Origin of the sequence: Paenibacillus zanthoxyli JH29 (assembly GCF_000520715.1) — a bacterium.
Classification (GTDB): Bacteria; Bacillota; Bacilli; order Paenibacillales; family Paenibacillaceae; genus Paenibacillus_AQ; species Paenibacillus_AQ zanthoxyli.
The window spans coordinates 1-11,853 of record NZ_ASSD01000240.1; the positions used below are offsets into that span (position 1 = coordinate 1).

General features: G+C 54.3%; 13 protein-coding genes and 1 pseudogene. 13 read left to right on the plus strand and 1 reads right to left on the minus strand.

What is annotated here, in order from left to right; genetic code table 11:
* The 11 genes and pseudogenes from nifH to L691_RS0108800 all read left to right on the plus strand — a co-directional run.
* A pseudogene (nifH, locus tag L691_RS28360) lies at positions 1-193 on the plus strand (nitrogenase reductase); the annotation flags it as partial.
* Between the two features lie 229 nt (positions 194-422).
* A complete protein-coding gene (locus L691_RS0108755) occupies positions 423-725 on the plus strand; it encodes a LiaF transmembrane domain-containing protein (RefSeq protein WP_025690037.1) in 303 nt (100 codons plus the stop codon).
* Positions 726-775: 50 nt separating this feature from the next.
* Positions 776-1,450 carry a PspA/IM30 family protein gene (locus tag L691_RS0108760; RefSeq protein WP_025690038.1) on the plus strand — a complete coding sequence of 225 codons (675 nt, stop codon included), beginning with the start codon at positions 776-778 and terminating at the stop codon, positions 1,448-1,450.
* A gap of 4 nt (positions 1,451-1,454) precedes the next feature.
* Entirely contained in the window at positions 1,455-1,964 is a 510-nt protein-coding gene (locus L691_RS0108765; RefSeq protein ID WP_025690039.1) for a PspC domain-containing protein, read from the plus strand.
* 1 nt (position 1,965) lies between these two features.
* Positions 1,966-2,667, plus strand: coding sequence for a PspA/IM30 family protein (locus L691_RS0108770; RefSeq protein WP_025690040.1), 702 nt, complete (start codon positions 1,966-1,968; stop codon positions 2,665-2,667).
* 175 nt (positions 2,668-2,842) lie between these two features.
* The gene (gene liaF / locus L691_RS0108775) at positions 2,843-3,490 is read left to right on the plus strand and encodes a cell wall-active antibiotics response protein LiaF (protein ID WP_025690041.1); all 648 of its coding nucleotides are present in this window, start codon (positions 2,843-2,845) and stop codon (positions 3,488-3,490) included.
* 24 nt (positions 3,491-3,514) lie between these two features.
* Positions 3,515-4,561: a sensor histidine kinase gene (locus L691_RS0108780; protein ID WP_025690042.1), complete on the plus strand. Its 1,047-nt coding sequence runs from the start codon at positions 3,515-3,517 to the stop codon at positions 4,559-4,561.
* A gap of 44 nt (positions 4,562-4,605) precedes the next feature.
* Positions 4,606-5,259 carry a response regulator gene (locus L691_RS0108785; RefSeq protein ID WP_025690044.1) on the plus strand — a complete coding sequence of 218 codons (654 nt, stop codon included), beginning with the start codon at positions 4,606-4,608 and terminating at the stop codon, positions 5,257-5,259.
* Between the two features lie 298 nt (positions 5,260-5,557).
* Positions 5,558-6,403 carry a YwmB family TATA-box binding protein gene (locus tag L691_RS0108790; protein WP_025690045.1) on the plus strand — a complete coding sequence of 282 codons (846 nt, stop codon included), beginning with the start codon at positions 5,558-5,560 and terminating at the stop codon, positions 6,401-6,403.
* A 205-nt stretch (positions 6,404-6,608) separates the two neighbouring features.
* On the plus strand, positions 6,609-8,159 hold the full coding sequence (zwf, locus tag L691_RS0108795; RefSeq protein ID WP_025690046.1) for a glucose-6-phosphate dehydrogenase: 1,551 nt from the start codon (positions 6,609-6,611) through the stop codon (positions 8,157-8,159).
* Positions 8,160-8,458: 299 nt separating this feature from the next.
* Positions 8,459-10,045, plus strand: coding sequence for a peptide chain release factor 3 (locus L691_RS0108800; protein ID WP_025690047.1), 1,587 nt, complete (start codon positions 8,459-8,461; stop codon positions 10,043-10,045).
* A gap of 101 nt (positions 10,046-10,146) precedes the next feature.
* Here L691_RS0108800 and sspI read toward each other — a convergent pair whose 3' ends face one another.
* A complete protein-coding gene (sspI, locus tag L691_RS0108805; RefSeq protein WP_025690049.1) occupies positions 10,147-10,389 on the minus strand; it encodes a small acid-soluble spore protein SspI in 243 nt (80 codons plus the stop codon).
* 134 nt (positions 10,390-10,523) lie between these two features.
* Here sspI and L691_RS0108810 point away from each other — a divergent pair, with 134 nt between their 5' ends.
* Together L691_RS0108810 and L691_RS0108815 are read left to right on the plus strand one after the other, a co-directional pair.
* A complete protein-coding gene (locus L691_RS0108810; protein ID WP_025690051.1) occupies positions 10,524-11,183 on the plus strand; it encodes a potassium channel family protein in 660 nt (219 codons plus the stop codon).
* Positions 11,184-11,212: 29 nt separating this feature from the next.
* The coding region (locus tag L691_RS0108815) for a TrmH family RNA methyltransferase (RefSeq protein WP_025690052.1) at positions 11,213-11,853 on the plus strand (641 nt) is incomplete at its 3' end.

The following is an 11,853-nucleotide window of genomic DNA, read 5'->3' on the forward strand; positions in this document are numbered from 1 at the left end:
GTACAACCCTGAGCATAACCAAGCCAACGAGTACAAGCAACTGGCTGATAAAATCCTGCACAACGAAATGATGAACATCCCGACTCCGATCGAAATGGACGAACTGGAACAACTGCTGATCGATTTCGGTGTGGTAGAAGACGAAGAAACAGCTCTGAAGAAACTGGCAGAAAAAGAAGCAAGCGGCGCTTAATCGGAAAGAATATCTGCGATTGCCCATAGATTAATGACAGGCTTGTAAAACGGCTGATCAGCTGTTTTACAAGCCTGTTTGTGTTATTTACCGTTCTTTCGGACGGCAGTCTTACAGCTGCCCCGCCTAAGGTCCAGTTCCAAAAACCGTCCCCGGTCCGTTTTGGGCGGACTGGTTTCAGCCTACAATAAGAGCATAAGGTGAAGGACAACGAAAGGCGGTGAAAAAAATGCAAAGAAACAGAGGAAACGGTCTTGCGGTTGTACTGATTATCATCGGCGCTATCATGCTGCTGGGTATTGCGCTTCCGCTGATCCACGGGATTTTCAGGCTGCTGTTCCCGGTACTGCTGGTTGTTCTCGGTTACTACGGAATTAAGAGCGGACGCAAGGTGATCGGCTGGATCGTAATGTTTATCGGGGTCATGTCCCTGATCGCCAAGCTGTCGTGGCTGATCGGACCGCTGCTGGGTATTGCGCTGGTCGTATGGGGAATATCCGTACTTAAAGGCAAGAGAGGCACCTATTACTAAAGCTTTAGAGAATTCAAATTAAACTAACGGCAAGGAGGGAGCGGCACACTATGAGCGTTTTTCGTCGCATGCGGGACATTACCGTAGCCAATTTAAATGAAAAGCTTGAACAAAGTCAGGACCCCGTGAAGCTGATTGATCAATTTCTATACACGACCCGTGAGGAAATCAGCGAAGCTGAAAGATTGTATCAGCAGTACGCGAACCATACGAAGCAGCTTCAGCATCAGGTCGACCAGGCGACTTCCATGAGGAATAGACGGGAGGAGCAGGCGCTGCTCGCGCTGAAAGCGGGCGAGGACAATCTGGCAAAGCTGGCTCTGCAGGAGAAAATCATTTACGAGGAAAAGCTGGAGCAGTACGGCGGTCTTCTGGAGCAAAGCCGGCAATCTCTGCTGGAACTGGAGCAGCAGCTCGGCGAACTGAAGATGGAGTATCAGTCGGTCTACAGCAAGCGCCAGTATTATGCGGCCCGGATGGAGACGCTTCGGCTGCAGCAGCGGATGAACCAGCGGGCGGCCGCTTACGGCGGCGGCGACATTCCAAAAATGTTCGGACGCTTGGAAGACCGGCTTACCGACTGGGAGCTCGAAGCCAAAAGTCTTCGCGACCTGCGGCGAATGGGCCAGGAGTACGCGGTTCAGGCAGGCGAGACGGTCGCTACTGTTCTGGAGCGGGAACTGGCCAAACTGAAGGAGAAGCTGAACAAAGATGGAAAGGAGTAGCGTTATGACGAGGTTATATCGATCTACCCGCGACAAAGTGCTTACAGGACTCACCGGCGGATTGGCGGAGTCGGTCGGCATCGACTCCACGCTGCTGCGGATACTGCTGCTGATCAGCATTCCCTTTACGGGCGGCGCCGTTATCCCGGTATATTTCATCGCAGCGCTGATCTTTCCGAAGGAGCCGGGGCCTTATCCGCCGTACGGCTTCGGCCCTGAAATGGCGGACGGCGGGTATGGTCCGCATTATAGAGGCGAAGACGGATACGGGCGCCGGGGCTGCGGTCCGCGAGGTCCATTCGGTCACTCCGGTCCATTCGGTCCATCCGGATCACGGCCTTATGGCCGCAGCGACCATTATGATCCGCGATACAGCAAAGCAGCAGGCTATTCCGCGCAAGACTCCGGTCTGGACGATATGATGAAAGACATCGAGAAGAAAGCGATGCAAAAAGAAATCGAAGAGCTGAAACGCAAGCTTGCCAAATACGAAGACAAGAAGGGAGAAGTGTAACATGGGAGTTTTTAAAAGAATTAAAGATATGACCAAAGCATCCGTTAACGATCTGCTGGATAAGGTGGAAGACCCGATTATCATGCTGAACCAGTATTTGCGCGACATGGAGGGAGAGATCCACGAGGCGGAAGTTACGGTTGCCAAGCAAATGGCCAATGAACGCCGGATGAAGCAGCGTGTGGACGAAGCCGAGAAATTGTCCGGCCAGCGCGGCGCACAAGCCGAGCTTGCCCTGAAGAACGGCCAGGAAGAAGTGGCGCGCAAGCTGCTTGAGGAGAAAATTTATTTCGACCAAAAGTACAGCGAATACAGTGAGCTGCATACTCAGGCGGATGCCCATGCCAAGGAATTGGTTCAGCAGCTGCACGACATGAAGGATGAATTCTACAAGCTGCGCAACAAGCGCAATGAGCTCGTATCCCGGGCCCAAATGGCGAAAGCGAAGAAGCAAATGTCGCAAATCAGCAGCGTTCACAGCATCGAAAGCGGCAGCGCTTCGCTCGGGTTCCACCGCATGGAAGAGAAGATCATGCAGCTTGAAGCCGAAGCCGATGTGCTGCGCGCTCCTTATCGCCCGGCGGCCGCAGCTCCGTACAGTCCGATCGACGCCGAGAAGCAGCTGAAGGTGGAGGAACAGCTGAACGCGCTGAAGAGCAAGCTTAACGGCTCTGCCGCTCCTTCCGTGAGCAAGGAAGAATAAGGCGGAATAACAGTTGGCAGGATAATGACTGTTCCATAAACACAGGCTGATGTGATATGCTGAAGCGAGGATAAAGCCATACGGATGGACCACCATGCCGTCATGGCTTTTCCGGCCGTTTGGTCCCGGACTTGAGCGGGAGTGTCCGAACTATAATACATTAGGAGGTGCGAGAATGGAGAAGCGAAACCGTTTGATAGCCATAGGACTGATTGCTGTCGGATGCTTAATGATTTTTGGCAGGTGGATCGGTTTTTTTTCCATTGTCGCCCTTGTATTTCTGCTGCTGGGCATTTACCGGACAACGTCGGGGAAGATCAAACAGGGCTATACGCTGCTGGGAATCGGCGCGGTGCTGCTGCTGCTGGATCATCTGGTGCTGGTGCTGGGAATCTGTCTGATCTCGCTTGGCATGTTTTTTGTCAAATCCAAAGGGCTGCAGCAGGGGAGAAACCATCTTCAGAAGCAGAATTTCTCCTCAAGCTTTAACTGGGACCGGTCGCCCTGGATGATGCATAGCCTCAGCGCCTGGCATGTGCTGGGAGAAACGGATCTGGACCTGTCGCTCGCGATGGCGGAGGATAAGGAAACGATTATGCTGTTTCATGGGATTTTTGGCGATATGGACCTGCATCTGGCGGATGGCTACGGCGTGGAGATCGAAGCCTTCGTGCTGTTCGGCTCCATTGAATTTGGCAGCCAGCGTGATGCGGGCATGCTGAACCGGTTGAACTGGAAATCGCCTGGCTATGAGAGCAGCGAACACCGGGTGAAAGTCAGCGTTTCCTATCTGATGGGAGATTTGGATGTAAGAATGCCATAGCGGATAAGGAGGGGAGAACTCCGGATGGATCATAAAAAGAATGCCAACATCATATCGCGCAGTATGGGCGAGGGAGCCTTGTTCTCCTTCGTCCTGCTGCTGGTTATCCTGTATATAATGTATACATATGGATTTATGCGCCCTTTTGAAAGTTGGAGCTATGGGCTGCAGACGGCTTCGGTCGTGCTTCTGCCGGTCGGTCTGGGCGTGGGCTTCGGATTCTATCAGAGCTTCCGCATTAAGCGCAGGCTTGAACGAATGCGGGAAACACTGCTTCTGTGGGAAAAAGGCAATCTGACACTCTCCATGCCGTCGCTCGGCGAGGACGAACTGGGCAGGCTCGCGGAACAGCTCAACGTGATCGGCGGCAAGTGGGAGAATCAGGTGACGACGCTTCAGCGTCTGTCGACAAATAACGCCCAGCTTGCCGAGCAGGCGAGGCTGACGGCAATTGTGGAGGAGCGGCAGCGTCTGGCCAGGGAACTGCATGATGCAGTCTCCCAGCAGCTGTTCGCTATTTCGATGACGGCGACAGCAGTCGGCCGGACGCTCGAAAAGGACTTCGACAAGGCCCAGCGCCAAATCGCCCTGATTGAGGAAATGGCTGCCGTGGCCCAGTCGGAGATGAGAGCGCTGCTGCTGCATTTGCGTCCGGTCTATCTGGATGGAAAGGGGCTGGAACAAGGCATTCGGGAGCTGATCAAAGAGCTGAAGGTGAAGGTGCCGATAGAGATCCTGTTCGAAATGGATTCCGGCATACAGCTGGTGAAGGGCGTTGAGAACCACCTGTTCCGCATTGTTCAGGAGGCCATTTCCAACACGCTGAGGCATGCCAAGGCGGAGAAGTTGGAGATTCGCGTCCACCGGCGCGGCGACACGGTTCGGATGACCATTCGCGATGACGGCATCGGCTTTGAAATGGATGATTCCAAGCAGACGTCGTACGGCCTTTCCAATATGCAGGAGCGTATTACGGAAACGGGAGGGTCGATCCAATTCATCACGGCGCCAGGCAAAGGTACCCGTATCGAGATTACGGTACCGCTGCTCAGCGAGGACAAGGGGATCTAGCTCAAGCATGCTCGTGCTCACAAACTTTTGGGAGGGGATTGGCCATGGAGAATGGCGAACCGATTAAAGTGCTGCTGGTGGACGACCACGAAATGGTCAGAATCGGACTGGCTGCGGTGCTTGGGACTGAGGAAGGAATTGAAGTGGTCGGTGAGGCCGGAAGCGGGGAGGAAGGTATTCGCTTGGCGCAGGAGTACAAGCCGGATGTTGTGCTCATGGACCTGGTGATGGAAGGAATGGACGGCATTGAGACAACAAGGCAGGTAATGAGGCTGTACCCCGAGTGCAAGGTGATTGTGCTGACAAGCTATTTGGATGATGAAAAAATGTACCCGGTCATCGAGGCCGGCGCTTTCAGCTACCTGCTCAAAACCTCGCGCGCCAGCGAAGTGGCGGATGCAATCCGGGCGGCGGCCCGGGGACAATCGGTCCTGGTCTCGGAGGTCGCCTCCAAGATGATGAACCGGTTCCGCAGCAATGCCCGGATTGAGGCTCCGGCTCATTCGGAGCTGACGGACCGGGAGATGGAAGTGCTGAAGCTGCTTGCGCAGGGCAAGTCCAACCAGGATATTGCCGACCAGCTCATTATCGGCATCAAGACGGTGAAGTTCCACGTCACGAACATTCTCGCCAAGCTGGGCGTGGAAGACCGTACGCAGGCGGCCATTTACGCTTACAAGAACGGACTGGCCGAGTAGTATCGCCGGACAGGCGGCCGTTGGAATAGCGCGAGCCGGCCATTAACTGGACGGTTGACGCAATGCGGACCGGCGCTTTCATCACGAGTATCAACACTGCTGTGATATCCGCAGTACCGGGCAAGCTTACGTAACACCCGTTAATGCCGTCAGCCAGAACGATTATATTTCTACGGGAAACGCACTTGTGTCCTTCAGGGACGCTGTCAGGCGTTTCTTTTTGCTTCGGTATAAAATCTCTCAAAACGGTTATCCTGTCTAGTAGATTGCTAGAACGGAACCGAGAGGGAGAGAGACGATGGAAAACCGGGGAAAGAGCTCAAACAAGGGAACGCTGCTGATGGTTGGTCTATGCTGTGTGGTACTGCTGCTGGCGGGATTTCGGAACGGAGTGGAGGCCAGTCCCGCAGCTGGGGTCTATTCCAAAGCTCAGCAGCCAGACAGAGCCGGCCGGGATTCCGAAGTCCGCGCGGAGCTGGCGGGTACACCGTCCGGGGCGGTCTCGCTGCTAACGGATCTCGGCCGCAGTGTGACAGAACCGGGCTCACCGATACGGTTTGTCTTTAAATGGCAGGGCAGCTATACAGGGGATGCGGGCAAAGCATTCTCTGCCGCAAACTCCCTCTCGAAGTCGCTCGGGCTTCCAGCCGTTGTCGGGTCGGAAGAAGAGGGCCATGCCGCTTACCGTTCCTCCTTCAAATCTGGAGCGATGAAGACCTCATTATTCTGGAGTGAAATGGGGGAGGGGGAGAGCTACGTCATCGTAACGGTGGAAACGGCCGATCTGTCCCGTACTGCGGGACTGGCCGGGTCTATTCAACAGGCCGGGATGATGATGACATCCGCAGGCGTAGCCGCCGACTGGAATGTCTCCCTGCAGGGAACTGCCAAGGAGGACGGGGATGCCAGTCAGGCGCTGAAGCTGACGGAGCGTATGCTTGCAAACCAGTTGCAGGGCATGAGCGCTGCCGAAACTTATGAGGACGAGACAACCGCCAGCACCTCCTATACGGTGCCATCCATTCTGCATACGGTGCAGAGCGGAGCGCATCGCCTGGCCGTACAGGCAGCGATTCACAAAGACGTTGCCAAAAGCAGCAGCCGGGTGACTCTCGGGTTCCCGCTGATTACGATTGAATATTGATTGTTTCAGCTTATATAAGCTCAATTATAGAGAACGATAAGAAACAGTAATCAAACTTTACCAAAATCCGAGGGAAGCTGTCAGGAATGTAATGGCATCCTTTTTCGGAATATGATAAAATGACATCACGTCGTTATAATCTTTTTCTAAAATAGACGTGAGAATGGATTTTAATAAACTATATTATAGAGAAAGATGAGGAGCCATGGCTGAAAATCAAACCTTTGACGAATTGAATACACCAGGTGCTGTTTTTTTTATTTTTGGTGCGACTGGCGACTTGGCCCGGCGTAAGCTTTTTCCAGCAATTTACAGCTTGTACCGCGAGGGAAAGCTGGCTGAGGATTTTGCGGTAATCGGCGTGGCGCGCCGTCCCCGGACTCCGGAGGAGTTCAGAGATGATGTGCAGGCCTCGATACGCGAGTTTAGCCGTTATCAGGCGATCGACGACAACGAATGGGCAAAGTTCGTTAATCATTTTGAGTATAAATCGCTCGATATCAACAATGTTGACGGGTTCCGCGAGCTGAAGGCGCAGACGGAAGCGCTGGAAGAGCGGTTCCGCATTCCGGGTAACCGGCTGTTTTATCTGGCGCTCGCCCCAGAACTATTCGGCGGCGTCTCCTTCAACCTGAAAGCTGGAGGAATGCTGGACGGACAGGGCTGGAACCGTCTGGTGATTGAGAAGCCGTTCGGCTACGATCTGGAATCGGCCGAGAAGCTGAACGAGCAGATCCGCCAGGTGTTTAAAGAAGAGGAAATTTACCGGATCGACCATTATCTTGGCAAGGAAATGGTGCAGAACATTGAAGTGATCCGGTTTGCCAATGCTTTTTTCGAGCCGCTCTGGAACAAGCAGTATATTGCCAACGTCCAGATTACGCTTGCTGAAACCGTCGGCGTTGAAGAGCGCGGCGGCTATTATGATCATGCCGGTGCGCTGCGGGATATGGCTCAGAACCATATGCTTCAATTGTTAACCATGATTGCAATGGAGCCGCCAAGCCGTCTGCTGCCGGAAGATATCCGCGACGAGAAGGTCAAGGTGCTGCGTTCGCTTCGTCCGTATGCAACCGGGGAAGAAGTGCGCCAGAATGTGGTGCGCGGGCAGTATACACAGGGCCTGTTCAATGGCAAGTCCGCGCCTGCTTACCGTCAGGAAGACAAGGTGAATCCGGAATCCAATACGGAGACGTATTTTGCGGCGCGCGTATTCGTGGATAATTTCCGCTGGGCGGGCGTACCGTTCTATATCCGTACGGGCAAACGGCTGCCGGCGAAGACAACCGAGGTTGTCGTGGAATTCAAGCGTATGCCTACCAATGTCTATTTGGGTCAAAAGCATAACCTTGAACCGAACCTGCTCGTCATCCGCGTTAACCCGATGGAAGGCATTTATGTGAAGATCAATGCCAAGAAGCCGGGTTCGGAGTCGGAGATTCAACCGCTGGCGATGGACTTCTGCCAAAGCTGCCTGGTCGGCATCAACTCGCCGGAAGCCTACGAGCGCCTGCTGCATGACGCCGCGCAGGGCGATTCCACATACTTCACCCGTTGGGATGAAGTGTCCTCGGCCTGGTCGTTCGTGGACCACATCGCCAAAGCCTGGAAAGAGGATGCCGGTGATCTGGCTTCTTACCCGGCAGGCACCTGGGGTCCGGTTGAAGCGGCTCAGCTGCTTGAACAGGACGGCTTCCACTGGTGGCCGGTCAACGGACAGAAAGAAAGCAATGTTGTATGGTCAGTGAACAGTTAATAAGGTTAGCCGGATAGATATTCAGAAATCTCCCTGCCCTAGAACACTAGGGCGGGGAGATTTTTTTCTCGGAGCTTGTATTTAGGTAGATAATGCCGCTCCGATTTTGATATACTTTAAAGGATACCCGCTTTAATATGTCCTTCGGCTGTAAGAGATGAGGGCTGACAGGCAGCGGGAAAGGACGGTTAACTTAACGATAGGAGCTAAGAATATGGCCATTCAGCCGATTTGATACAGTGTTATTTTTAAGACGATAAACAGAACGTGAACATTTCAGATATGAAGGGATATGTGCAATGAGTCAAACGATGGATCAGAATTTGCAGCAGGAAGTGGATAAACGCAGAACATTCGCAATTATTTCCCACCCTGACGCAGGTAAAACGACACTCACGGAGAAGCTGCTGCTGTTCGGCGGCGCGATCCGGCTGGCGGGAACAGTCAAGGCCCGCAAGGCAAGCAAGCATGCGACAAGCGACTGGATGGAAATCGAGAAGCAGCGCGGAATCTCCGTCACTTCCTCGGTGATGCAGTTCGATTATGAAGGCCACAGGATAAACATTTTGGACACCCCGGGTCACCAAGACTTCAGTGAGGATACCTACCGCACATTGACCGCCGCCGACAGCGCGGTCATGCTGATTGACGTCGCCAAAGGCGTCGAAGCGCAGACCATCAAGCTGTTCCAGGTATGCGCGAAGCGGGGCATTCCGATCTTTACGTTCATCAACAAGCTCGACCGCGAGGGCCGCAATCCCTTTGAGCTGATGGAGGAGCTGGAGCAGGTGCTGGGCATCCGTTCGGTGCCGATGAACTGGCCGATCGGTACTGGACGCGAGCTGTGCGGGGTCTACGACCGCATGAAGAATCAGGTGGAGCTGTTCCAAGGTGACGACCATTCGGTCATTAAGGTGCAAAAGGTGGAAGACTACAGCGATCCCGTCATCCGCGAGATGGCGGGTGACTATCTGCACGATCAGCTGTGCCAGGATCTGGAGCTGCTGGATGTTGCGGGTGATCCCTTCGATTACGAGAAGGTGCTGCGCGGCGAATTGACGCCGGTGTTCTTCGGGAGTGCGATCAACAACTTCGGCGTACAGACGTTCCTGGAGAACTTCCTGCAGCTTGCTCCGAAGCCGGAACCGCGCCGCAGCACGGCGGGGGTTGTGGAGCCAACAAATGAGAAATTCACCGGTTATGTCTTCAAAATCCAGGCGAATATGAACCCGGCTCACCGCGACCGGATTGCTTTTCTGCGGATCGTCTCCGGCAAGTTTCAGCGGGGCATGAGCGTAAAGCATGTGCGCGTCGGCAAGGACATTAAGCTGTCCCAGCCGCAGCAGTTTCTTGCCCAGGACCGCGATATCGTCGAGGAGGCGTATCCGGGAGATATTATCGGTCTGTTCGACCCGGGCATTTTCCGCATCGGCGATTCGCTCAGCCAAGCGGGCGATGTGGTGTTCGATGAGCTGCCGACCTTCTCCCCCGAGATTTTCGCCAAGGTCAGCATTAAGAATGCGTTGAAGTCGAAGCAGTTCCAAAAGGGAATCGATCAGTTGACGGAGGAAGGCATGATTCAGGTGTTCCGCACGGTCAGCTTCGACGATATTCTGCTGGGTGTCGTCGGACAGCTGCAATTTGAAGTGTTCGAGTACCGGATGAAGGGCGAGTACGGCGTGGATGTACTGCTTCAGCGGATGCCGTATCAGTTCGCGCGCTGGATTGTGGACGAGAACAAGCCGGACCCAAGCAAGTTCCGGATCAATTCGACGCTTGTTACGGACAAAAAGGGGAATTTCGTTGTGCTGTTCGAGAACGAGTATGCGATGCGGACGGCGATTGAGAAGAATCCGACAGCGAAGTTTCTGGAAACGGCGCCTTAAGTTTAAGATAACCGGCAGGTGCTGCCGGAATGAAAGCGGACAAAAGCCTCCATCTCTCGCGCGTTTGACGCAAGAAGAGACGGAGGCTTTTTTCCAATACTTCAACTACCGATGGTAGGCGAGCCCGGAGCGGAGGACTTCAGATGTTCGTGCAGCATCGTGACGACATTATCTTTTTTAGCGGGATCGAGGTCTTTCCAGATGATTTCAAATACGACGCCAAGTCCCGGCAGCGCGGTTTCCGGACCGTCAATCGAACCGTCGATCATCTCCCGCAGTTCCTCTTTGGAATGGCCCTGGACTTTATGGATAACCGCCTGGCGCAAATCGAGCATAATGGACATTTGGAGGGCTCCTTTTTCAAAAGTGTGTATATTCTGAACATAATATGCCCTGCCCCGGGGCTTAAAATTCAAGTTTAATTCGCCTTGTGCTATACTGTTTTGAGACAATCGACTGCATACGGGGGGGAGAGCAGATGGCCAAAAAGCAATTCGCCATTATCGGAATGGGCCGGTTCGGTTCCAGCGTCGCCAAAGCGCTCAGCGGTATGGGCTATGATGTGCTGGCTATTGATTCGGACGAGCAGCGGGTGCAGGAAATCTCCGCAATCGTAACGCATGCCGTATCGGCGGATTCGACGGATGAGGAAGCGCTGCGCGCGCTGGGCGTCCGCAATTTTGACGTGGTCGTGGTGGCGATCGGCGAGGATATTCAGTCCAGTATTCTGACCACGCTCATTCTGAAGGATCTCGGCGTGCCGGCCATTCTCGTCAAGGCCAAGAGCGAACTCCACGGTAAAGTGCTGAGCAAGATCGGAGCCGACAAGGTCATTTATCCGGAAAGGGATATGGGGATGCGGGTGGCGCATCATCTGGCCTCGCCGAATATTCTCGACTATATTGAGCTGTCGCCGGATTACAGTATTCTGGATATGAAGGTGCCTGCGGCAATGCTCGGCAAAAATCTCATGGAACTTGACATCCGCGCCAAGTACGGCTGCAACGTAATCGCAATCCGCCGGGGCGACCATATGAACATTACCGCGAACGCAGATGACCGGCTGACAAGTGACGATGTGCTCGTCATTGTCGGACACAAGGATAATCTGAACCGGCTGGAAATGGCCTACCAATAAGAATGAATGGATCGGAAAGGTTGAATTCGATGGAAATTATGTCCCCGCAAAATGCGCGGGTTAAAGAGTGGGCCGGATTACTTGAGAAGAAACACCGCGACCGGAGCGGAAAATACATCGTCGAGGGCGTTCATCTTGTCCAAGAGGCGCTGATGGCGGAGGCGGATGTTGAAATTCTGGCTTACGATATTGATAAAGGAATGCCTGCGGAGCTTGGCGGTCTGCCGCAATCCGCTGAGGGCATGGAGACCATCGCGGTCTCGGCGGCGGTCATTACCAAATGCAGCAGCACCAATACGCCGCAGCCTGTATTCGCGGTAATCCGCAAAGAACGAGATGGAGCGGAAGCGGTCCTGGACAAGCCGGACAGCCTCGTTGTTGTGCTGGACGGCGTACAGGACCCCGGCAATGTCGGCACCATTATCCGCAGCGCGGACGCGGCGGGAGCGGACGGCGTCATTCTGGGCCGCGGCTGCGCCGATCTGTACAATCCGAAGACCATCCGTTCCACGATGGGCTCGATGTTCCATCTGCCGGTTGTGGAAGGCGATCTGGCGGAGATTCTGCCACAGGCCCGGCAGCGCGGCGTGCTGCTGGTCAGCACTTCGCTGCAAGGCGTGGACTCCTGCTACAGCCACGATTTCCGCAGCGGCAGCCAGTGGCTGGGGGT